We start from the raw sequence: 22610 nt of genomic DNA, 5'->3' as shown, positions 1-22610 counted from the left end.
TCTGCTGGCCGGGCGGGAGGCCGGGCTGCTGGGATGGCCCGATGGACCATGCGGATACGACGGCGGTGGACCGGGGCGGCTATCCGGACGCCGTGACTCCCTGGGAGCAGGAGGAGTGGCGGGCCTCGGCCCTCGGCTGGGTCCGGGACCGTCTCGCCGAGCACGGCCTGCGGGCGGACGGCGCCCGGCAGGTGCGGTTGCGGCCGTGGTCGGTGCTGGTGCGGACACCGGTCGCGGGGCGGGACGCCGTCTGGTTCAAGGCGAATCCGCCGGCCAGTGCCTTCGAGGGCCCGCTGACCGCGGCGCTGGCCCGCTGGGTGCCCGGGCAGGTGCTGGAGCCGCTGGCCGTCGACGCCGGGCGCGGCTGGTCGCTGCTGCCGGACGGGGGCGAACCGTTCCGGGCCGTGCTGGCCCGGGAGCCGGTCGGCGCGGACGCGTGGGAGGAGCTGCTGCGCCAGTACGCGAGCCTCCAGCGCGCCGTCGTCCCGCACGGCCGGGCGATGGAACGGCTGGGCGTCCCCGCCGCCCGGACCACCGGTCTGCCCGGTGTCTTCGACGCGCTGCTCGCCCGGGCCACGGCCCTCTCCCCGGAACAGCGCGCCCGGCTCACGGCCCTGCGGCCCCGGCTCGCCGACTGGTGTGCCGAACTCGCCGCCCTCGGCGTCGACGACACCCTCGACCACGCCGACCTGCACGACGGCCAGCTGTTCCGCCCGGCGCCGGGCCGGTTCACCTTCTTCGACTGGGGGGACGCGGCCGTCTCCCACCCGTTCCTCAGCCTGCGGGTCACCGCCGAGCGGGCCCGCGACCGCTACGGGCCGCAGGTGCTGCCCCGGCTGCGCGACGCCTACCTGGAGCCCTGGACCGGCGACGGCCGCACGATGACCGACCTCCGGCGTGCGGCGAGCCTCGCCTGGCGACTGAGCGCCCTCGCCCGGGCCGCGTCCTGGGGCCGGATGTTCCCCACCGCGTCCGGCTCCGAGCCGGGCGCCGAACAGACCGCCCAGTGGCTCCTCCAACTCCTCGACCGGCCGCCCTTCTAGCGCGCCGGCCCGGGCAGCCGCGCGTGTCACCCGTACGGCGGCAGCCCGGAGATCCCGGTGCACGGGCCTGTCCGCCGCTCCCCCGCCACGATCCGGCCCACCGCGCGGGTTGCGGAGGGTGCGGGCCCGTCGGGAGGCTGGAGCAGGCATCCACCCCTGGGAGGTGACGTGGCTCCGGCACCTGGAACTCCCCCGTCGGACGGTCTCGGCCGCCGCCGCTTCCTCGGCGTGTGCGCCGGGGCCGGGCTCACCACGGCCGCCTGCACGTTCACGCGCACCCGGACGTACACGGCCCACGCCCAGCCGGGGCGGCTCAGGCCGGAGGCGGAGCGGGAGGCCCCGGGCAGCGCCGACTGGCGGCTCGCCGGCACCGGTCCGCCGGACGCGGTGGCCGGCTACACGGACCGGGTCAGTGTGACCCCGGGCGAGGAGTTCGCCCTGCATGTGTCGACGACCGCGGGCGCCTTCCGGGTCTCCGCGTTCCGCGTCGGCTGGTACGGCGGCCGGCAGGCGCGCCGGATCTGGACCTCGGGGCGCATACCCGGCCGTGCACAGAGCGCCCCCCTGGTGCTGCCGGCCACTCGCACGGTGCGCGCCGACTGGCCGGCCACCCTGTCGGTGGACACCGACGGCTGGCCCGAGGGCGCCTATCTGCTACGGCTGGAGACGGACACCGGACACCAGCGGTACGTGCCGCTGATCGTCCGCTCCACCGACGGCACGGGCCGTACCGTCCTGCTGCACGCCCCGGCCACCTGGCAGGCGTACAACCGCTGGGGCGGCAGCAGCCTGTACGCCGGCGCGTCGGGCGCGTACGCCACGCGATCCCTCGCGGTCAGCTTCGACCGTCCGTACGACGGAAACGGTGCGGAGAAGTTCCTGGTGTACGAGCGGCCGCTGGTGGTGCTGGCCGAGCGGCTCGGGGTTCCGCTGGCCTACAGCACGGGCGTCGACGTGCACCGGGACCCCGCCGTGCTGCGGGGCGCGCACGCCGTCGTCTGCCTGGGACACGACGAGTACTGGACGCCGGAGCAGCGTGCCCACGTCACGGCCGCCCGGGACGCGGGCACGAACGTCGCCTTCCTCGGTGCCAACACCTGCTTCCGCCGGGTCCGGCTCGAGCCCGGCGAGCAGGCGGACGGCCGTACGGTCGTGTGCTACAAGACCTCCTACCGCGCCGACCCCTGCTACGCCTCCCGGCCCGAGCTGGTCACCACCGACTACCGGCTGCCGCCGGCGGCCGACCCCGAGTCCTCGCTCACCGGCGTGCTGTACGAGGGGTATCCGGTCGACGCGCCCTATGTGGTGCACGCGGCCGGCCACTGGCTGTACGAGCGCACCGGGGTGCGCGCCGGCGAGGGCTTCGCGCATCTCGTCGGGGTGGAGTACGACCGGGTCGTGCCGGGCATGCCGGCGCCGGGTCCGCTGGAGATCACCGCGCACTCCCCGCTGGTGTGCGCCGGCCGGGCGAGCCACAGCGACTCGGCGTACTACACCACCGCCGGCGGGGCCGGGGTCTTCGCGACCGGCACCATGCGCTGGGTGGAGGCGCTGGTGGCGGGGACCGGCGAACTCGGCCGGGACCACGGCATGGACGCCCGCACCCGCGCCTTCGTCACCCGCACCACGGAGAACCTGCTCGGCGTGTTCGCACGGGGCCCGGCGGCCCGGCACGCCCCGCCGCCGCACCCCAACACCGGGGAGCTGTACGGAAGCTGAGTCCGTCAGGCCGAGTCCGTCAGGCCTGTGCGGCGCCCGGTCCGGCGCCGCGCATCCGGTCCCGGCGGGCGAGGTTGTACAGCCGCAGCAGGTGCTTCGCCACGGCACAGGGCACGGCGTGGGCGTGGCACTGACGGCACGTGTGCAGGTGCTGCTCGTAGGTGAGGCGCGCGTTCTCCAGCGCGTCGTCGACAGAAGACATGGACTTCTCCGGGCAGGGCGCGTCCAGGGACGGCGCGGATTTCATTGACAGGTACACCCAGAGACAAGGTGATCATGTTACTGGCGGTACTGGGAAACTCGTACAGCCGGGCGCTCAGCCGACGGACAGCTCGGGGCGCACCAGCGTGCCGGAGCGGCCGTGGACGATCTGGTAGGCCGCGTCGAGGCAGCCGATGGCCGCCAGTCCCGTCGTACGCTCCACGAACCGTGCCGCCGCCTCCGCCTTCGGTCCCATGGAGTCCGCCGGGTACCGGCCGTCGCGCAGCTCGGCGGGGGTGGCCTCGAGGACGGGCCGCTGGTCGCGGGTGCCGTAGCGGGTGTAGACGTGCGGCACATCGGTGAGGATCAGCAGGAAGTCGGCCCCGATGTCCTCGGCGAGCAGGGCCGCTGCCAGGTCCTTGTCGGCCTCCGGCGCGGTCCCCTCCAGCAGGCCGCCACCGGCGGTCACCGGTATGCCGCCGCCACCCGAGCAGATCACCAGGGTGCCGCTCGCGAGGAGCTCCCGGACCGTGGCCGTCTCCAGGATGCGCTCCGGCGCGGAGGCGGGGCCGGTCGCCCGGACCAGCGTGTGGGTGACCAGCGCGGCGATCCGGCGGCCGGGCAGCGCGTCCCGCAGCGCACGGGCCAGCAGCGAGCCGATCACCCCCTGCGCCTGCGCCACGGAGAGGTCCGGCGGGAGCGGGCCGCCCGCGTCGGGGAGTTCGGGGTGGGTGAGCACGAGATCGTGCTCGTGTGCCAGCGGGGCGAGCGCGGTGGCCACCCGCAGGGCATTGGCCCGCAGCACGTCCGGACCGGGGCACTCGGCCCTGCGGAGCAGGGCGTTGCCGCCGAGGGCGATGACGATACGCATGGGACCGTGTCCTTCGGGTGGGGGCGGCGGGGGCTCAGGCGTGCGGGTGGCGGGCGTGGTGGATGACGGCGGGGGCCACCGGCCCGTCGGTGACGGTCCGGCTGACGGCCGCCTCCGGGTACCTCACGCACCACAGCCGCAACACCGCGCCGGCTGCCCGCTCGGCGGCGAGCGCCTCCGCGGCGGACACGGCCGGTGCGACGCCGCCGACGCGTCGCCGGGCAGAGTCGCGGGCGCGGGCGAACAGGTCATCGCAGGCCGGGCCGACGCTGAGGCCAGGGCCGGCTGTCCGGCCCAGCCCGAGCGAGCCCGGTACCAGCGTGTCGGTGTCGGTGGCCGCCGCGAGCAGCGCGGTGACGGGCGCGTCGCCGGTCGGCGCGGGGCGCGCGGCGCGCACATGGCCGACCGTGTCCTGGAGCAGCTGATCGGCCCGGTGTGCGGCCGCGAGGGCATGCGGGGATCCGTCGACATCCGCCGCGATGTACCACCCCATGACTGTCCCTCCCTCGTCCGGGCCTCCACGTCGAGCCTCCTCCCGGCACCGTGGCGCGCCCAGGGGCCGGGCGGTCCCGGTGCGGGTCTCTTCGGCCCAGCGGGAGGCACGGGAACGGCGGTGCGGGCGCAGGACCGACCGCTGGACCGCGCGGGTGACGAGAAGCGGAGGGGCGGGTCCGAGGGGGTCACCACACGTCGATACGGCGGCCGGTGAGCGCGCTCGGCTCGATGCGCACCCAGAGATCGCGCTCGCCGCCGGCCCACGGGGTGCTGTAGGCGCGCTCGGCGAGGCGTCGGGTCTCGGCCGGGTCGGTCACGGCTCGGGCGGTGCCGCGTACCAGCACGCTCCAGCCCTGGCTGAGCGCGTCGTCCACCCGGTCGACCTCGAAGGCGACCTCGTGGCCCAGTCCCCGGGTGGTGACCGAGCCGGGGCTGGTGCGGAAGACGATCGCGCCGTCCACGACGCTGTAGTTGACGGGTACGACGACCGGCGCTCCCTCGGTGCTCACGGAGACGCGGCCCACGCCATGGGTCGCCAGCAGTTCCCTGCACTCCTGCTCGTCCAGTTCGCCGAGGCGGGCGTAGCGGGCGGCCTGTCCGATGCCGGCGGGCAGGCTGGTGTGTCCGCCGGCGAGGTCGACGGGGCTGGTGCGCAGGGCGCCGGCGAGCCGCAGCAGGGTGCCGGCGTCCGGCGCTGCGGTGCTGTGTTCCTCCAGGTGGGCGACGTAGGCCTCGGCCATGCCGGCGCGGAAGGCCAGCTCGTCCCGGCTGAGGCCCAGCTCGGTGCGGCGGCGCCGGATCCGGCGGCCGAGGTCGCCCGGCGGCTGTGGGGCCGCGGGGTGCAGCGGGTCCTGGTCGAGTGCGCCTTCGTGCGGTGGCTCATCGTGCGGTGGGCTCTGCTGGTGCGGGGGCGGGGTGCGTTCGGCCATGGTCGTTCACTCCTCGCCGGGCGGCCGGTGCCGCCCGGCGGCTGCGGTGGAGCGCCGCCGCCCGGGCCCGCGGGCGGGGCCGTCGGCGGGTCGTGGGCAGGGTGCGGCGCGGAGCACGGTCCCACCCTCGCATGCGCGCGGGAGCGTTCTCTTGGGCCGGTCCGGCCCCTCCGCGAGCCGTTCGGACCGTACGGCTGCGAGCCGGGCCGCACGGCCCGGCTCGTCGACGTTCGCCGGAGAGCCGGCGAATTACGTGAGACCAGAGCTGCTGGGAAGTACCAGGGTCGAGTGCGTGTGGAGCGTGATGCGCACCGGTGTGAAGGTGGTGGCGTCCAGCTGCGACTCCCCGGTGCCGGGATTGCGGGCGTAGCGCGGGTGGGCGCCTCCGCTGATCTGCCAGCGTATGCGGTGGCCGACGGGGAAGCGGTGGGCGGTGGAGCTCATCGGCACGACGACCTGCGAGGGCGTCTGCCCGGCCGTCTGTAGCCGGCCGAACCCGTCACAGACGTTGACGGAGCGGCCTTGCGGGTCCACGTCGCACAGGCGGGTGAAGACATCGGCGTGTCCGGTGTCCGTGGAGATGCTCAGCCGTGCGGAGACGGGACCCAGGATGTCCATGGGCTCGGTCAGTGGTGGGCCGGTGAAGGTCAGGACGTCGTCCCGGGCCTCCAGGGTGGTGTTGTCCCGGGGACCGGCGGTGCGGGAGAGCAGTGGGCCGCCCAGGGAGGGGGTGGGGTCGGCCGGGTCGTAGCGGAACGAGGCCACGGGTGCGGGGTCCGTGGGGGCCTGCCGGGTGAGATGCCCGCCGGGGACGGGGTACCACGAGGTGGCAGCCGCGGCCGGCGGCCAGTCGTCGAGGTCCCGCCAGGCGTTTTCGCCGCCGAGGTGCACACGCACCGCGGTGGGACGCAGGCCGGAGGGATCGGCGTACAGGTGGGCGCGCAGCCACGCGAGGCTCTCGGCGAACACCTCGGGCCATCCCTGCTGGAGGGCGGAGGTGTGGGTCCAGGGACCGACGAGCAGGGCGGTCTCACATCCGGCCTGGCGCAGCCGGTCGTACTGCTCGAAGGTCTGGTCGGCCAGTGCGTCGTACCACCCGGTGATCAGAGCCGTGGGCACGCGGAGCCGCTGCGCCGACTCCGCCAACGACGCGCCCTGCCAGTAGGCGTCCTTGGCGTCCGGGTGTGTCATCACGTCGTCCAGCCAGGGAAGTTCGCCGCCGAGGGCTGACACGTACGCCCCCCGCAGGGGCCGCGCGGTGGTGACGTCGCGCAGGCGGCGCTGGAGGCGCAGCGTCGCCTTGAGGAACGGTGCCATGCCCTGGTGCTGGTAGTTCATGCCCACGCCCACGGCGAGGGCGTTCTCCAGACGCAGCACACCGTCTGCGTGGAAGAGGGCGTAGGGATCGTGCAGCCCTACTTGCACCACCATGGCCTTCAGTTCCGGCGGTGGGTCCAACGCCAGGGCCCATTGCACATAGCCCAGGTAGCTGGGGCCGACGGTCCCCAGTGTTCCGTTGAACCAGGGCTGCTCGCGCAGCCAGGACACCGTGGCCTGGCCGTCGGCGGCCTCGTTGCGCCACAGATCGAACATGCCGCCCGACCCTCCGGTGCCGCGGCAGCTCTGAAGGATCACATGGAAGCCCTGTTCGGCGAAGAGCAGGCCGTACTGGGGTGACCAGGGCAGGCCTCGGCCGTAGGGGGAGCGGACCAGGAGGGTGGGGAAGTCGCCCTGGGCGCGCGGGAAGTAGTGGTCAGTGATCAACGGGCTGCCGTCGGCGGCCGGCACTGCCAGTCCCGGCTCCCAACCGACCTCGTGCCGCTTCTCCGGCAGACCTCGCCAGGTCGCCCTCATCATGCGGGAGGACAGGGGCGGTTTTCCGGCGGGTGGCACCCAGGCCGGTCCGGCTACGGCGTCGGGCATGCGTGATGGCATCGTTCCACTCCTCTATTTCCGTACGCCGTACGAGAATAGAGGATGCTTGGATGACCTTGGCAAGAGCCACCTCAACTACCTGGGGAAGGAGTGCGACGTCGTGTCCAGGGACGGAAAGTCCGGCGCCGAGAGCGTCGATCCCGAACAGCTCTGGCTTCGACCCGCCGAGCCCCGCAGGGGCCGCAGGCCCTCCTTCAGCCGGGAGACGATCACCGCGGCGGCCGTCACTCTGGCGGACTCGGAAGGACTCGACGCGGTCACCATGCGGCGGGTGGCCGCCGAGGTCGGGGCGGGCGTCATGTCGCTCTACAGCTACGCCCCTGACAAGGAGACGCTGCTGGAACTGATGGTCGACCACGTCAGCGGCGAACTCACGCTCACGGACCCACCCAGCGGTGACTGGCGTGCCGGTCTGAAGACCGTGGCCCGGCTACAGCGCGCCCACATGCTGCGCCACCCCTGGCTGCCCGCCGCCCTGTCCACCCGTCGCGTCCCGGGCCCCAACACGCTGGCCTTCCTGGAACACGTGCTGGCCGTCCTGCGGCCGACCGGGCTGGACGGTGCGGCGAAGCTGGAGGTCTTCGCCCAGATCACCGCGTTCGTGGCCGGGCACGTCGCCCATGAGATCGCGCAGGCCGCGGTGTCACGATCACCGGACCGGGCCGCAGCCGAGGCCCGCTACCTGGCCGCTGTCGCCGCCGACGGCCGCCATCCGGAACTCGCCGAAGCCCTTTCCGCTCCCGGGCGTCCCCTCACCCCCGACGCCACCTTCACCCGGTTCCTCAACCGTCTGATCGACGGCCTCGATACCGACTGATGCCACACTGACTGATGCCCCTCGCACGGTGCGCGGCGAGCGGACATGACGATCCGGGGCCGCCCGGTGGGCGGCCCCGGATGTGCTTACCGCGGGGGTCAGCGCAGGTCGAACCGGTCGAGTTCCATGACCTTGGTCCAGGCGGCGACGAAGTCGTTCACGAACTTCTCCTTCGCGTCGTCGCTGGCGTAGACCTCGGCGAGCGCGCGCAGCTCGGAGTTCGAGCCGAAGACCAGGTCGGCGCGGCTGCCGGCCCACTTCAGCTCGCCGGTGACGGCGTCGCGGCCCTCGAAGGTGGTCTGGTCCTCGGAGGTCGACTTCCACGTCGTACCCATGTCGAGCAGGTTGACGAAGAAGTCGTTGGTGAGGACGCCCGGGGTGCTGGTGAGGACACCGAGCTGCGAACCCTGGTGGTTGGCGCCCAGGACGCGCAGACCGCCGACGAGCACGGTCATCTCGGGGGCGCTCAGCGTCAGCAGGTTCGCCTTGTCGACCAGCAGGTACTCGGCCGGCAGGCGGTTGCCCTTGCCGAGGTAGTTGCGGAAGCCGTCCGCGGTCGGCTCCAGGGCATCGAAGGACTCGACGTCGGTGTGCTCCTCACCGGCGTCGACGCGGCCCGGGGTGAAGGGCACGCGCACCTCGAAGCCGGCCTCCTTCGCGGCCTTCTCGACCGCGGCGACACCGCCGAGGACGATCAGGTCGGCCAGGGAGACCTTCTTGGCGCCGGTGTTGAACTGCTGCTGGATGCCCTCCAGGACGCGCAGCACCTGGGCGAGCTGGTCGGGGTCGTTCGCCTCCCAGCCGCGCTGCGGGGCCAGGCGGATGCGGGCGCCGTTGGCGCCGCCGCGCTTGTCGCTGCCGCGGAAGGTGGAGGCGGACGCCCAGGCGGTGAAGACCAGCTGGGAGACGGTGAGACCCGAGTCGAGCAGCTTGGTCTTCAGGGCCGCGATGTCGGCCTCGTCGATCAGCTCGCCCTCGCGCTCCGGCAGCGGGTCCTGCCACAGCAGGGTCTCCTCCGGGACCTCCGGGCCGAGGTACAGCGACTTCGGGCCCATGTCGCGGTGGGTGAGCTTGTACCAGGCGCGGGCGAAGGCGTCCGCGAACTCCTGCGGGTTCTCCAGGAAGCGGCGGGAGATCGGTTCGTAGATCGGGTCGAAGCGGAGCGCCAGGTCGGTGGTGAGCATGCCCGGGGCGATCTTCTTCGAGGGGTCGTGGGCGTCGGGCACGGTGCCCTCGCCCGCGCCGCCCTTCGGCCGCCACTGCTTGGCGCCGGCCGGGGACTCGGTCAGCTCCCACTCGTAGCCGAAGAGGATCTCGAAGAAGTTGTTGCTCCACTGGGTCGGCGTGGTGGTCCAGGTGACCTCCAGGCCGGAGCCGATGGCGTCCTTGCCCTTGCCGGTGCCGAAGGTGCTGTTCCAGCCGAGGCCCTGCTCCTCCATCCCGGCGGCCTCGGGGTCGAGACCGACGTGGTCGGCGGGGCCGGCGCCGTGGGTCTTGCCGAAGGTGTGGCCGCCGGCGATCAGGGCGACGGTCTCCTCGTCGTCCATCGCCATCCGGTGGAACGTCTCACGGATGTCGCGGGCCGCGGCCAGCGGGTCCGGGTTGCCGTTGGGGCCCTCGGGGTTGACGTAGATCAGACCCATCTGGACGGCGCCGAGCGGGTTCTCCAGCTCGCGGTCGCCGGTGTAGCGCTTGTCGTCGAGCCAGGCGGTCTCGGGACCCCAGTAGACGTCCTCCTCGGCCTCCCAGACGTCCTCGCGGCCGCCGCCGAAGCCGAAGGTGGTGAAGCCCATGGACTCCAGGGCGACGTTGCCGGCGAGGACCATGAGGTCGGCCCAGGAGATCTTCTGGCCGTACTTCTTCTTCACCGGCCACAGCAGACGGCGGGCCTTGTCCAGGTTGACGTTGTCCGGCCAGCTGTTGAGCGGGGCGAAGCGCTGCTGGCCGGAACCGGCACCGCCGCGGCCGTCGCTGATGCGGTAGGTGCCCGCGCTGTGCCAGGCCATCCGGATCATCAGCGGGCCGTAGTTGCCGAAGTCGGCCGGCCACCAGTCCTGCGACGTCGTGAGCACCTCGGCGATGTCCTGCTTCAGCGCTGCGAGGTCGAGGCTCTGGAAGGCCTCGGCGTAGTCGAATTCCTCGCCCAGCGGGTTGGTCGCCGGCGGGTTCGGGCTGAGAATCTTCAGGTTGAGCCGCTCCGGCCACCACTGGCGGTTGCCGCCGCCCTGGGTCGGGTGCAGCGCCCGCTCATGGGCGACGGGGCAACCGCCGCTCGCCCCTTCCGACTTGGCGTCTGTGACGATCGCGTCGTGGTTCTCAGTCATGGCAATCCTTCCGAACTGTGCGGAACTCGGTGCTCAGGAACTGCGGCCAGTGGAACAGTCGGGGCACAGGCCCCAGTAGACGACCTCGGCCTCGTCGATGGAGAAGCCGCGGTCGTCGGAGGCGGTCAGGCAGGGCGCGTCACCGACCGCGCAGTCGACGTCGGCGACGGCACCGCAGGACCGGCACACGACGTGGTGGTGGTTGTCGCCCACGCGCCCCTCGAACCGGGCGGGGTGCCCGGCCGGCTCGATCCGGCGGACCAGACCCGCCGCGGTGAGGGCGTGCAGCGCTTCGTAGACGGCTTGCAGGGAGATGTGGCCTACGCGGTCGCGGACCCCGGAGGCGATCGCCTCGACGCCGAGGTGGTCGCCGTCCCGGACGGTCTCCAGCAGCGCGACGCGGGCTGCCGTCACGCGCAGGCCGGCACCGCGGAGCTCCTCGGCGGTGGTCGGGGTCGGGGAGGCGGTCATGGGGCCGAACCTACCCTCATAAACACGAGTGGTTCAAGAAAACGAGAGATGCAATTCTGGCCGTGTCCCGGCGTCCGCTGTTCGCCTCGGCGTCGCCCGGCCCCGGCCCGGTGCCGCGGGCTTGCACGGCATCATCCGGCCGGCCCTCGCCGAGAAGGGCACGGCGAGCCGAACCGTCCCCCGAACGGGTGAACCCCGCCCGGCGCGGAACCCGGGAGCGGTCACCGCATCCCCGAGAGGAGCGCCGGTGGATCTGGACGCCGTCGCCGACGAGCTGTACGGACTGCGGCCGGAGGAGTTCGTCGCCGCCCGGGACCGCCGTGCCCGGGACGCCCGCGGCTCCGGGGACCCGGACCTCGCCCGGCGGATCGGTGCGCTGCGGCGGCCGAATCTCGCCGCCTGGGTCAGCAACCTCCTGGTCCGCGGCCGGCCGGAGGAGGTGGGAGCGCTGCTCGGCCTGGGCGAGGAGCTGCGCCGCGCCCACCGCGAACTGGACGGGCCCCGGCTGCGCACCCTCGCGCGCCGGCAGCACGAGGTGATCGCCGCCCTCGCCCGGCAGGCCGGCCGGCTGGCCGCGGAGGCCGGGCATCCGGTGGGCGAGGAGGTACGGCGCGAGGTCGAGGAGACCCTGCATGCGGTGCTGGCCGACCCCGAGGCCGCCCGGGAGTGGGCCGCGGGCCGGCTGGTACGGCCGCTGCACGCCACCCTCGGCTTCCCGGCGGCCGACGAGGCCACGCTCAGCCGACGCCGCACGACCCCCGCGCAAGGCCCGGAGAAGCGCCCCCGCGGGCAGGACCGCACGGCGTCCGCCGCACATCGCCGCACCGAGACCCACGAGAAGGCCCGCACCGCCGAACGGGAACGCCGGGAGCGGGAGGCCGAGGCCGCCGAACGGGAACGCCGGGAGCGGGAGGCCGAGGCCGCCGAACGGGAACTCCGGGGACGGGACAAGGAGGCCGAGACCGCTGCCCGGGAGGCGGAGGAAGCGGCCGGCCGGCTGGCCGAGGCGACGGACCGTGTGAGCACCCTGCGCACCGAGCTGCGCCAGGCCGAGGAGGAACAGCACCGGGCCCGCACGGCCGAGCAGTCCGCCCGGGACCGGACCAGGCAGGCGGACCGAGCGGCACGGGAGGCGCGCCGCCGCGCCGAGAGGGCACGCGCGGCCGCGGGCCATGGCTAGTCGCCACCGTCGGCCTCCCGCCGCCCACCCGGAGGCGGCCTGACGGCGTCCGGCGTCCGGCCCGAGGTCCCACGGCGCGCGCGGCCGCCCGCGGACCGGACACACTTCCGCGCCCCCACTGCGGGTAGGGATGGGGCGACGTTTCTGACCGGCCTCGACGGCGCGACGGGGGACGCAGGAGGCGCGGCCACGGTTCCGGCCACCGGTGCCGCCCCGGCGGTGGTGTGCCGCCCCGTACCCGTCGCACCCACCGCACCCACGTGGTCCCCGTCCGGTCGGAGGGTGCGGCTACCCGCGGCGCTGGCCCGCCTGCTGGTCGGTGCCGTCGCGGGCATTACGCCGTTCGACTTCCTGCCGCGGACCTCGAATGCCCGCTGATAGGGTCGGAGTTCAGCGGCCGGCCCGGTCGGACGGCAGAGTGCCAGGTGGCGGAGCGGCCCGATGTCCGCCAAGGGGCAACCGTGAGTGACGGTCTCACTCGTACGGGTGTACAGGCGCGGCCGTCCGTGGCATAGGGGAGGTTTCGTCGTTCGCCAGCAGTGTGATGTTGGCCATGCAATGTGATGGACGGCGCTGAACGGGTAACGCTCCCCTTCATGCCCCACGCCAAACCCCTGCGGCAGGTGATTCGATGATCACGGCGACGACCCGGGCGCTCCGGACGCCGCCCACCCGAACCGACGACACGACCGGGAGATCCTCCCCGTCCGCCGCCAACCCCTCCCTCCCGTCCCTGACCGGGCTCCGGTGGATGGCGGCGCTGCTGGTGTTCGGGCTGCACGTGAACAACTTCGGCTACTTCGGCGGGACCGGTGGCCGCGTCATGTCCTGGGGGTTCGGCGCCGGGGCCACCGGTGTGTCGTTCTTCTTCGTGCTGTCCGGCTTCGTCCTGACCTGGTCCGCCAGACCCCGCGACCGGGCGCTCGCGTTCTGGCGGCGGCGCATCGCCCGCGTCTACCCGGTGCACCTGGTCACCCTGGCCGTGGCCCTGCTGATGACATACGGCCTCGCCCACCAGCCCCGGCCGACGCCGAAGCAGGCCCTCGCCAACGCGCTGCTGCTGCACTCCTGGTGGCGGCCGTGGTGGCAGACGCTGAACCCGGTCAGCTGGTCGCTGGCCTGCGAGGCGTTCTTCTACGCCTCGTTCCCGCTGCTGATCCTGGTGCTGCGCCGGCTCGGCGCGCGAGGGGCGGTCGTGCTGGGCGGGCTGTCGGTGGTGGCGGTGGTGGTGCTGGGCCGGGCGGACGCCCACCACTGGTGGAGCTACGCGCTCTACTCCTTCCCCGCGGTCCGGCTGCCCGAGTTCGTGCTCGGCGCGGTCACCGCGCGGCTGGTGCTGCTGGGCCGGTGGCGCGGGCCCGGTCTGGAGGCCTCGCTGGCGCTCGCGGTCATCGGCTACTTCTTCGTCCCGCAGGTGCCGCTCGGCTACTCCGCCACCATGTGCACCCTCACCGGCTTCGTCCTGCTCATCCCGGCGGCCGCCCAGGCGGACCTGCACGGGCTGCCGTCCTTGTGGCGGCGCCGGTGGCTGGTGCGGCTCGGTGAGCTGTCGTTCGCCTTCTACATGATCCATCTGCTGGTGCTGCGGTGCGCCACCCCCCTGCTGGGCACCAAGCCGCACTTCGGACTGCTGGCGGGTACGGCCGTCACCGCCGTCGTGTTCGCCCTGTCGCTGGGCCTGTCCTGGATCCTGTACGAGGCGGTGGAGGTCCCGGCCCGCCGCCTCCTGCTCCGCCACCGCCGCCCGACCACGGTGCGGGATCCACTTCCCGCCCGCCACGAAGCCCCGGCCCCGGCCCCGGCACAGGCGGACTGAGCGGGGGCTGATCGCTCCGGGGCGGGCGTGCACCTGGGCCCGCGCAGCCGTGCGCCGGCCCCTGATGGCGGGGCCGGCGCGCGTGCCGTCAGCTGTTGGCGCAGGTGTTGTTGCTGGCCGGGTTCAACAGGGCGATCAGGTCGATGGTGTCGCCGCAGACGTTGGCGTCGACGTCGACCGGTACCTGGACGACGTCGCCGGAGACGACGCCCGGGCTGTTGTTGGCGGTGCCGGTGGTCGGGTCCGGGTCGGCCGCGAAGGCGGTCGCCGAGCCTCCCATCGCAAGGACCCCGGCAAGAGCGGCGGTGGTGAAGAAGCTGCGCATACGCATGATGTGCCTCACTGGTCGGCGATTGGACTCTTCCATCACAACCGCGCCGTGCGCCGCTCGCCTCTTCGGGTACGCCGTTCAGGGGGCCGTGGTTCACCGGGTCCGCGCCGAAGTGCCGTCTGCCGTCGCGTGTTTGTGCCGGGCGGCCGTCAGGCGGGGGTGGGGAAGCGTTCCCAGACCCGGTGGGCGCCGAGGAGTTGGGTGAGCTGCTGGAGCACCGTGGTGGCACCGTCGCCCGCGATCACTCCGGGGGCGTCGAGCGGGATGCCGGCCGCCTCCAGCGCACTCTCGCCGCCCTTGGAGGCACCGATCGCCTTGCCGTGCCGGTAGGCCTCCGCCAGCAGCAGTCCCACCCGGGGGTCGGGGGTGGCCCCGGAGGCGGCGGGCAGCCCGGCCTTGGCGTCGCGGGCGCCGTAGGCGTCGGTGCCGACGCCGGGTGTGCCGGCGACCAGGATGGCGTCGAACTCCACGGACCGGGCGGTGGCATAGCTGCGCTGGACGGTCACGGCGTCCGGGCCGGCGCCGAGCGTGCCGCCGGCGGGGGCGACGACGAGCGGGACCATTCCGCCGTCGAGCACCTCCTGGCGGACGGCGCGTACGCCGTCGAGGTCGCCGTCGGGGCCGGTGACGATGCCGATGATCCGGCCGTCGGTGGGCCAGCTGCGGCCGACCTGGGAGAGGGCGGGGCTGGGTGCGACGTCGGCGAGCGGCACGGTGGGCTCGGGTGCGGGCAGCCCGAGGCCGTCGCCGACGCCCGCGCACAGCTCGGGGTCGACATTGGCCAGCACCTGCAACGCCCGCTCGCGGATGGCCTGTTCGTAGCACTTGCCGAGTTCGAAGGTGTAGGCGCCGATGATGTGTTCCCGCTCCACCGGGCTCATGCTGAGCCAGAACCGGCGGGGCTGGCTGAAGTGGTCGGCGAAGGTCTCCGGTGCCTCCCGGACCTTGGCCGCCTCCGGCACCCGTACCGGCGTCTCGACATAGCCGCCGAGGTCGGCTCCGGCCATGAACGGGCAGCCGCCGTCGAGGGAGTTGGGGCGGTAGGGGGCCACGCCCCGGTGCACGGCCGTCTGGTGCATGCCGTCGCGGAGCATGTCGTTGACGGGTGCCTGCGGCCGGTTGACCGGGAGCTGCGCGAAGTTGGGGCCGCCCAGGCGGGTGATCTGGGTGTCCAGGTAGGAGAAGAGCCGGCCGGACAGCAGCGGGTCGTCGGTGATGTCGATGCCGGGGACGAGATGGCCCGGGTGGAAGGCGACCTGCTCCGTCTCGGCGAAGAAGTTGGCGGGGTTGCGGTCGAGGGTGAGCAGGCCGATCGGCTGCACGGGGGCGAGTTCCTCGGGGACGATGTTCGTCGGGTCCAGCAGGTCGATGCCCTCGAAGGTCTGGTCGGGGGTGTCGGGGAAGGTCTGGATGCCGAACTCCCACTGCGGGTACGCGCCCGCCTCGATGGCGTCGGCGAGGTCGCGGCGGTGGAAGTCGGGGTCCATGCCGTTGATCAGCTGCGCCTCCTCCCACACCAGGGAGTGCACGCCGAGCTTCGGCTTCCAGTGGAACTTCACCAGGGTCGTCCCGCCGTCGGCGGCGACCAGGCGGAAGGTGTGGATGCCGAACCCCTCCATCGTGCGGTACGAGCGCGGGATGCCCCGGTCGGACATGTTCCACAGGGTGTGGTGGGTGGCCTCGGTGTGCAGGGTGACGAAGTCCCAGAAGGTGTCGTGGGCGCTCTGCGCCTGGGGGATCTCCCGGTCGGGGTGCGGCTTGGCGGCGTGCACCACGTCCGGGAACTTGATCGCGTCCTGGATGAAGAACACCGGGATGTTGTTGCCGACCAGGTCGAAGACGCCCTCGCTGGTGTAGAACTTCGTCGCGAAGCCGCGGGTGTCGCGGACGGTGTCGGCGGAGCCGCGGGAGCCCAGCACGGTGGAGAAGCGGACGAACACCGGTGTCTCGACGGCCTCGGCGAGGAAGGCGGCCCGGGTGACGCCGGCGGCCGTGCCGTAGCTGCGGAAGACGCCGTGCGCGGCGGCGCCGCGGGCGTGTACGACGCGTTCGGGGATGCGTTCGTGGTCGAAGTGCGTGATCTTCTCGCGCAGGTGGTGGTCCTGCAAGAGCACCGGTCCGCGCGGGCCCGCCTTCAGCGAGTGGTCCGTGTCGTACAACCGGGTGCCCTGCGCATTGGTCAGGTACCGGCCGCTCTGGGCGGCGCGGGCCTGCTCGGCGCCGGTGGGCTGTCCGGTCGGGGAGACCGTGTCGGGGCCGCTCTGGTCGGGCTTCGGGGGCAGCGGTTCACGGGCCTCGGTGGGTTCGGCGACCGGCGGGGACTCGGCGCCGGGCTTGCCGGGGATGCCGTCGCCGGGGCCGGTGCCGTCACCGTGCAGGGCGCCTGTCACCTTGTCCGCCGCGCGCTTCAGCGGGTTCGTCTCGCTCATCACTACCCGTTCCTTCGCTGGTCATGGGGGCGGGCCCGGCATGGGCGAGAGGCTGTCCGACGCGCCGCGGCCACACCCGGGGCATACGGCCGGCACCGGGGACGGAGCAGGTCACAGGGGTGCGGCCGTCGTACCGAGGTCCCCGGGCCGGGGCGTCCGAAACCGGGAAGCGCGGACGTTTTCCCGGTCGGGGTGAAGTCGGGCCGTCTCCCATCGAATTGCCGGGAACAGCGGGCCCGCCGGACGCGCTCGTCCGGGCCCGGAGACCAGCGGCAGGGCCAAGTGCCCCCTGTCGAGCGATTGTTCGTCAGGAGGGCCGGCTTCTTGACCCGGGGCAGCCCGGTAGCCGGCCGCCCGCATACGCCACCCTAGGTGCTGCCCGGGGTGCGCGCAGGTCGGGACCGGCCGGTCAGGGGCGGGCCACCACCCGCAGGGTGTCCAGCGAGGGGTCGGCGGCCTCCGCGATCAGGAAGCCGTGCGCCACTCCGCTGCGCAGGAAGTCCAGCACCTCCTCGGTGATCACCTCGCCGGGCGCCACGACCGGCACTCCGGGCGGATAGGGGCTGATCATCTCGGCGGAGATCCGGCCCACGGCCCGGTCGGCGGGGATCTGCTCGGCGGGTCCGAAGAAGGCGTCCCGGGGCAGCAGGGCCTGTTCCAGCTCCAGTGCGCGGGGCTCCGGCAGCCGGACCTCCGGGCGGCGCTCGATGCCGTCCGCGTGCGCCACCAGGGCGCGTACGGCGTCCATGAGGATCTCCTCGGTCTCGTCGTCGTCCGAGTGGGTGATGGAGGCGTTGACCCGGCAGGTGTCGGAGCCGCCCATGTCGACGTGGCAGTGCTCGCCCAGCCACTCGGTGGCCTGCATGCCGCTGATGCCGAGGCCCCGCACATCGATGACGATCTTCAGCGGGTCGAACTCGGCGGCCAGCCCCTCCTCGATCACCTCGCCGCCCATCACCCGCAGCCCCGGCAGCTCGCGCAGCCCGGCCCGGATCCGCTCGGCGCGGTGCAGCGCGGCGTCCAGCAGTTCGTGGCCGTGTTCCGCCATCTGCCTGCGCCAGCCGTCGAGGGCGGCGTAGACCAGGCAGGAGGCGCTGGTGGTGCCGAGCAGGTCCTCGCGCTGTTTGAGCACGTCGGGCGCGATCCGGTCGCCCTGGAGATGGAAGACCGAGCTCTGCTCGATGGCGCCGCCCATCTTGTGCACGCTGGTGACGACGAGGTCGGCGCCGGCGTTCATGCCCCAGACGGGCAGATCCGGGTGGAAGGGCAGATGGGCGCCCCAGGCCTCGTCCAGGATGAGCGGCACGTCGAAGGCGTGGCAGACGTCCGCGACGCCCCGGACGTCGGCGCAGGTGCCCCAGTCGGTGGGCGTGATCAGCAGCATGCCCTTGGCGTCCGGGTGCTCGCGCAGCCGGTCGCGGACGTCGTCCGGCTCGGGCGGGTGGGCCATATGGCGCTCGGCGTCGAACTTGGGGGTGCACCCAGATGGGCTCCACCCCGTTGATGATCACGCCGGCGATGACGGACTTGTGCGCGTTGCGGGAGAGCAGGAGCTTCTCGCCCGGGCCGGCGACCGAGAGCATCGCGGTCTTGACCGACAGGGAGCTTCCGCAGGCGGAGAAGAAGGCGTGTGTGGCGCCGACGGCGTCGGCCATCAGCTCCTGCGCCTGTGCCACGACGCCCTGGGACTCGCGGCGGTCGCCCAGCCCGTTGAGGGTGAGCACGTCCGAGCGGAACACGTCCAGGCCGAGGACGTCGGCGACCCGTGGATCGGTACCGCGCCCCTGTTTGTGGCCCGGTGGACCGAACACCACGTCTCCGCGTCGCCGGAACGCCTCCAGGGCTTCCAGCACGGGGGCGCGCGAGTGATCCATGACGGTCCTCCTGAGACGGTCGGGACCGCACCGACCGTGTTGGACCGCTCGCGCACCCCAAACCCCGGCCCGGCCCCACGCGCCCGGCCGGAGGGCTCGTGTCCGAGCGCTACGACGGCCCCCGCGCGGGGTCAGCCACCCAGCTCGCTCTGGTTCTTCACGAGGTCCAGCAGCACCGCGTGGGTCTCCGCGTCGGCCGCCGCGATCAGGCCGCCGGAGCCGCTGTGCAGGGGTTCGCCGCGCAGGTCGGTCACCGTGCATCCGGCCGCCCGGCACAGCGCGATGCCGGCCTCGAAGTGCACGCTGTCGCGCAGGTCGCCGTCGGTGACATAGGCGGCCCGGCGGCCGGCGGCGACCCAGGCGACCGCGAGGGTGCTGGAGATCACCCGGGGCCGGAAGCGTTCGGTGAAGCCGGGGTCGGCCAGCAGGCGGACGGCGCGGAAACCTGGCGCGTTGGGAAACGGCGGGTCGAGGTTGACGTCGACCAAGGCGGAGGCGGCCGAGGGCGTCAGCTCGGTGTCGGTGCCGTCGTGGCGCAGCCGGGCCCGCTCGCCGTCGGTCCAGTAGACCTCGCCGCCGAACGGGTCGGCCGTGGCCGCGGCCGTGATCCGGGTGCCCTCCCGCAGGGCGACGTTCACCCCGGCGAGCATGGTGCGCACGGCGTAGTTGAGGGTTCCGCACAGCGGGTCCACCAGCCAGCGCCGGGGTGCGCCGTCGGCGCCGGTGCGGCCGCTCTCCTCGCCCGTCACGGCGTCATCGGGCCGGGCGGCGCGCAGCACGTCCAGGATGGCCCGCTCGGCGGCGACGTCCGCCTCCGTCGCGAAGTCGCCGGCGGACTTCTCGTAGCGTGCGAGCCTGCCGCCGTACAGGTCCCGGACGACGGTGGCGCCCTCCTGGGCCGCGCGTACGGCCAGGTGGGCGTCGGTTTCCCCGTTGATGATCGACATGGCGGCAGGATAGCCATAACCCGTGTGGGGTCTGCGGGAGTTACGGCCTGCCGGGGACGAGGGAGAGGGTCTGTTCCGCGGCGCTGCGCCCGCCGCCGACGGAGCTGCCGCCGGTGTCGGTCCAGGTGCGCAGCGGAGTGGTCTCGGCGCGCCGGGCGGAGGTGGCGGAGAGGCCGAGCACCAGGCCGCTCCAGCGGTTGACGAGACGGTAGGTGCCGGGGCCGGAGGCGATCAGGAACCACTCCTGTCCGACGGCCGGTCCGCCGGCCGGGGCGGCGGTGACCGTGGGCCTGGTGCCCCAGGCGCGGCCCGCCGGGGTGGAGTCGACGCCGAGCAGCCGGCCGGTGGCGGTGTTGGTGAGGGTGTAGGCGCCGTCGCCGGTCGGGGTGAACCGCCAGGTCTCGCGGGCGGTGCCGGCGGGCCGGGCGAGCGAGGTGGTGGCGGAGCCGAGGGTGGACTGGGCGAGGACGCGGCCCGTGCCGCTCGCGATGCGGTAGCCGCGGGTGGTGTCCACGGGCGGGGCGGCGGGCGCGGAGGGGTCGACGGTGAGGTCGACGTACTCGCCGGAGGCGTCGTGGGAGCAGCCGAAGGCGCAGTAGGAGCGGAAGGTGCGGCCGACGATGGTGGCGCTGGTGCGGTTGGCGCGGTCCAGGAACCAGCGGTACCAGGAGGCGGTGGTGTAGCCGCCGGTGTCGCCGACGAGGTGCCACTTCTGGGTGGTGAGGTCGTCGGTGGCATAGAGGTACTGCGGTGAGCCGCCGCTCTGGTCGACGGCCTGGGGAGTGCCGAGGTACAGGCCGAGATAGGCGTCGTAGGTGATGTTCATGACGAACAGCGGCGAGGTCGGAGGCATGGTGCCGGCCGCGATCTGCTCGGCGGCGGTGCCGGTGTTGGCCGGGTCGTACTCGGCGGTGACCGGGGTGTAGCCGGTGGGGTGGCCGGCGTCGGCGGGGACGATATTGCTCTCCCGGCCGCCGGTGCCGGGCTGGGACCAGGCGCCGTCGTACCACTTGCGCCAGGAGCCGGGCGCCATCTTCGCGGAGATCGGGGCGCGGGCCACGTGCTCGTAGAAGGCCTTCCAGCCGCCGCTCTTGTCGATGATCCGCGAGCCGTAATAGACGTAGAAGTAGCCGGATGCGGTGTCCACGAACAGGCGCTGGTCGCCGTCGCCGTAGGAGTACGTCTGGTTCGGGAAGGCCGTCGTGTCGCCCCGCCGGGTGCTGTACGGCGAGGTGATCACGTGGTCCTGGATGGTCCAGGTGCGGCCCCGGTCGGTGGAGACGGCGTAGTCGATGGCGTCGTAGTGCAGCCGGTCGCCGAAGGGCTGCGGGGTGAACTCGTTGTGCACCAGGCCGTACCAGTCGCCGGTGTCCGGGTCGACCCACACGCCCGACAGGTCGCAGTAGTTCTTCTGCGCGTAGCCCGATCCGCCGGGGGCGTACGTCGCCTCGCGTCCCGTCGGGCTGTTGTTGCACCGCCAGGTGGTGTCGTCGTTGCGGTCGGCGGGGTCGGCGGGGTTCACCGCCTTGCTGAGCGAGGCGGTGAAGCGGGCGGTGTCGAAGTCGGTGCCGGTGTAGAAGTCCCAGGTGCGCGGGTCCTGGGCGCCGTAGAGGGCGGCGGACTGCTGGTAGTGGAAGGTGCCGTCCCGGTCGATGTAGGGGCTCGCGGGGGTGTCCGTGGGGTGGGGGAACGGCACCGGGGTGCCCACGGTCACGCGGTAGGCGGCGTCCCCGGGGGACGCGGCCGTCGCCGGGGACGCGGCGGTGCCGCCCAGGGCCAGGGCGACCGCCGCGGCGACGGCGCCGCCCGCTCTGCTCAAGAGTCGCACGGGTGCTCCTTGGTGCCGAGGTGTGCCTTGGTGTTGTCCGGACAGGTTGCTGAGACGATCCGGCCGGGACGGCTTCCCCGGCAATGGACTCCCGTGCTCCGCCTCTTGCACTTTCGCTCGGGCGCGGGGCCGGAAGCAGCCCTTGACGCCCGGTCATGGCGCGCGCGGGGCGGGGAGCCTCCGGCGCCCGGTTCACGTCCCGCGCGCCAGTGGTCTGCCGCGCACTGCCCCAAAGCCGCCCGGAAGGTCCCACCGTGCACCCCGCAGGCGCGCGGCTGACGGGTGGGCGGCGGGGAAGTGGGTACGTCCCGGCCATGCGGGTGAGCGTGGTGGATGCGGGTTCGAACACGGTTCGTTTGGTGATCGCTGATGTGGAGGGCGGCGTTCCGCTGCCGGTGCACACCGTCAAGTGGAAGCTGCGGCTGTCCGAACACGCCGGTGCGGACGGCGCGATCGCCGACGAGGCGGTGGAGCGGCTGGTGGCGGCGGTCGCCGCGGCGGCCACCACCGCGCGTCGGTGGGGTGCGACGGGTCCGCTCGCCTTCGCGACCGCGGTGGTCCGGGGCGCCCCGAACCGGGAGGACGTGCTGGGGCGCGTGGCGGCCGGAACGGGGGTCAGGATGTGCACCCTGCCGGGCGAGACGGAGGCGGAGCTGACGTTCCTGACGGCGCGCCGCTGGCTGGGCTGGCACGCGGGCCCGCTGGCGCTGCTGGACATCGGCGGCGGCTCGCTGGAGGTGGCCTTCGGCCGGGGGCGGCTGCCGGACTTCGCGGCCTCGCTGCCGCTCGGCGCCGCCCGGCTGACCCGGGAGTACCTGGGCGCGCAGGATCCGCCGGGGGCGGCGGAGCTGAAGGAGCTGCGCCGGCGGGTCCGGCACGATCTGCGTGACGTGGCCGCGCGGATCCGCTGGGAGGGGCCGCGCACCGTCGCGGTCAGCTCCCGTACCTTCCAGCAGCTGGCCCGGCTGTGCGGGGCCGCGCCCGGGCGGTACGGCCCGTTCGTACGGCGTGAGCTGCACCGCCGGGATCTGCGCGGGGCGGTGGGACGGCTCGCCGCGCTGCCCGCCGCGGAGCGCGCCGGGCTGCCCGGCATCTCCGCGCCGCGCGCCGCGCAGAGCCTGGCCGGGGCCGTCGTCGGGCACACCGCGTTGCAGCTCATGGGGGTGCGCCGGGCCATGGTCAGCCCGTGGGCGATCCGCGAGGGTGTGCTGCTCCGCTATATCGAGGACGGCGCCGACTGGTGGACTGACATCGCCGCATCGCCCGAGACGGCGGCACCGGCGCCCGCGGCGGCGCTGCGCATCGCCGGTCCCCTGGGGTGAACGGCGCGGATTCCCAGCACGGAGCAATGACGGAGACCCGCCGACATGTAGCGATCATGACAAAAGGAGGGTAGGCAT

The 22610-nt window shown here is 73.5% G+C and carries 17 protein-coding genes and 1 pseudogene; 6 read left to right on the top strand and 12 right to left on the bottom strand.

The annotated features are described in order from the left end of the window. The first annotated feature begins 41 nt into the window (after positions 1-41). Both ACZ5CZ_RS10370 and ACZ5CZ_RS10365 read left to right on the top strand, forming a co-directional pair. Positions 42-1043, top strand: a complete 1002-nt coding sequence (locus ACZ5CZ_RS10370; RefSeq protein WP_468941161.1) for an aminoglycoside phosphotransferase family protein — start codon at positions 42-44, stop codon at positions 1041-1043. 168 nt (positions 1044-1211) lie between these two features. Then, positions 1212-2762, top strand: coding sequence for a N,N-dimethylformamidase beta subunit family domain-containing protein (locus tag ACZ5CZ_RS10365; protein ID WP_468941158.1), 1551 nt, complete (start codon positions 1212-1214; stop codon positions 2760-2762). A 19-nt stretch (positions 2763-2781) separates the two neighbouring features. Here the strand turns inward: ACZ5CZ_RS10365 and ACZ5CZ_RS10360 are convergent, their stop codons facing one another. The 5 genes from ACZ5CZ_RS10360 to ACZ5CZ_RS10340 all read right to left on the bottom strand — a co-directional run bounded on the left by ACZ5CZ_RS10360 (position 2782) and on the right by ACZ5CZ_RS10340 (position 7115). Next, the gene (locus ACZ5CZ_RS10360) at positions 2782-2964 is read right to left on the bottom strand and encodes a hypothetical protein (RefSeq protein WP_385842633.1); all 183 of its coding nucleotides are present in this window, start codon (positions 2962-2964) and stop codon (positions 2782-2784) included. Between the two features lie 114 nt (positions 2965-3078). Beyond that, positions 3079-3834 (bottom strand): amino acid kinase family protein, encoded by a 756-nt coding sequence (locus ACZ5CZ_RS10355; protein WP_468941155.1) that lies wholly within the window; start codon positions 3832-3834, stop codon positions 3079-3081. Between the two features lie 34 nt (positions 3835-3868). After that, positions 3869-4327, bottom strand: a complete 459-nt coding sequence (locus ACZ5CZ_RS10350) for a hypothetical protein (RefSeq protein WP_468941152.1) — start codon at positions 4325-4327, stop codon at positions 3869-3871. Positions 4328-4514: 187 nt separating this feature from the next. Next, a complete protein-coding gene (locus ACZ5CZ_RS10345) occupies positions 4515-5258 on the bottom strand; it encodes a helix-turn-helix domain-containing protein (protein ID WP_468941149.1) in 744 nt (247 codons plus the stop codon). 249 nt (positions 5259-5507) lie between these two features. After that, positions 5508-7115, bottom strand: coding sequence for a CocE/NonD family hydrolase (locus tag ACZ5CZ_RS10340; protein WP_468941427.1), 1608 nt, complete (start codon positions 7113-7115; stop codon positions 5508-5510). A gap of 178 nt (positions 7116-7293) precedes the next feature. Here ACZ5CZ_RS10340 and ACZ5CZ_RS10335 point away from each other — a divergent pair, with 178 nt between their 5' ends. Next, positions 7294-8010, top strand: coding sequence for a TetR/AcrR family transcriptional regulator (locus ACZ5CZ_RS10335; RefSeq protein WP_468941146.1), 717 nt, complete (start codon positions 7294-7296; stop codon positions 8008-8010). Positions 8011-8108: 98 nt separating this feature from the next. Here the strand turns inward: ACZ5CZ_RS10335 and katG are convergent, their stop codons facing one another. Both katG and ACZ5CZ_RS10325 read right to left on the bottom strand, forming a co-directional pair. Continuing rightward, positions 8109-10334 (bottom strand): catalase/peroxidase HPI, encoded by a 2226-nt coding sequence (gene katG, locus ACZ5CZ_RS10330; RefSeq protein ID WP_468941143.1) that lies wholly within the window; start codon positions 10332-10334, stop codon positions 8109-8111. Positions 10335-10367: 33 nt separating this feature from the next. After that, positions 10368-10805 (bottom strand): Fur family transcriptional regulator, encoded by a 438-nt coding sequence (locus tag ACZ5CZ_RS10325; RefSeq protein WP_385842625.1) that lies wholly within the window; start codon positions 10803-10805, stop codon positions 10368-10370. Between the two features lie 247 nt (positions 10806-11052). Here ACZ5CZ_RS10325 and ACZ5CZ_RS10320 point away from each other — a divergent pair, with 247 nt between their 5' ends. Together ACZ5CZ_RS10320 and ACZ5CZ_RS10315 are read left to right on the top strand one after the other, a co-directional pair. Beyond that, a complete protein-coding gene (locus tag ACZ5CZ_RS10320) occupies positions 11053-11985 on the top strand; it encodes a hypothetical protein (protein WP_468941141.1) in 933 nt (310 codons plus the stop codon). 631 nt (positions 11986-12616) lie between these two features. Beyond that, the gene (locus ACZ5CZ_RS10315; protein WP_468941138.1) at positions 12617-13801 is read left to right on the top strand and encodes an acyltransferase family protein; all 1185 of its coding nucleotides are present in this window, start codon (positions 12617-12619) and stop codon (positions 13799-13801) included. 88 nt (positions 13802-13889) lie between these two features. Here ACZ5CZ_RS10315 and ACZ5CZ_RS10310 read toward each other — a convergent pair whose 3' ends face one another. From ACZ5CZ_RS10310 to ACZ5CZ_RS10290, 5 genes and pseudogenes are all read right to left on the bottom strand, one after another. Next, entirely contained in the window at positions 13890-14132 is a 243-nt protein-coding gene (locus tag ACZ5CZ_RS10310) for a chaplin (protein WP_468941136.1), read from the bottom strand. Between the two features lie 149 nt (positions 14133-14281). Continuing rightward, the gene (locus tag ACZ5CZ_RS10305; RefSeq protein ID WP_468941133.1) at positions 14282-16561 is read right to left on the bottom strand and encodes a catalase; all 2280 of its coding nucleotides are present in this window, start codon (positions 16559-16561) and stop codon (positions 14282-14284) included. A gap of 409 nt (positions 16562-16970) precedes the next feature. Beyond that, positions 16971-18435, bottom strand: a pseudogene (locus ACZ5CZ_RS10300) (aminotransferase class I/II-fold pyridoxal phosphate-dependent enzyme). Between the two features lie 131 nt (positions 18436-18566). Continuing rightward, positions 18567-19382: an inositol monophosphatase family protein gene (locus tag ACZ5CZ_RS10295; RefSeq protein WP_468941130.1), complete on the bottom strand. Its 816-nt coding sequence runs from the start codon at positions 19380-19382 to the stop codon at positions 18567-18569. Between the two features lie 40 nt (positions 19383-19422). Then, positions 19423-21210, bottom strand: coding sequence for an RICIN domain-containing protein (locus ACZ5CZ_RS10290; RefSeq protein ID WP_468941127.1), 1788 nt, complete (start codon positions 21208-21210; stop codon positions 19423-19425). Between the two features lie 314 nt (positions 21211-21524). Between ACZ5CZ_RS10290 and ACZ5CZ_RS10285 the strand changes: the two genes are divergently transcribed. Beyond that, the gene (locus ACZ5CZ_RS10285; protein ID WP_468941123.1) at positions 21525-22532 is read left to right on the top strand and encodes a Ppx/GppA family phosphatase; all 1008 of its coding nucleotides are present in this window, start codon (positions 21525-21527) and stop codon (positions 22530-22532) included. The last annotated feature ends 78 nt before the right edge of the window (positions 22533-22610 follow it).

The organism is Streptomyces sp. NPDC031418, from assembly GCF_055581605.1.
Note: the sequence above shows the minus strand (reverse complement) of the source record. Positions and strands in the feature narration are given on the sequence as shown.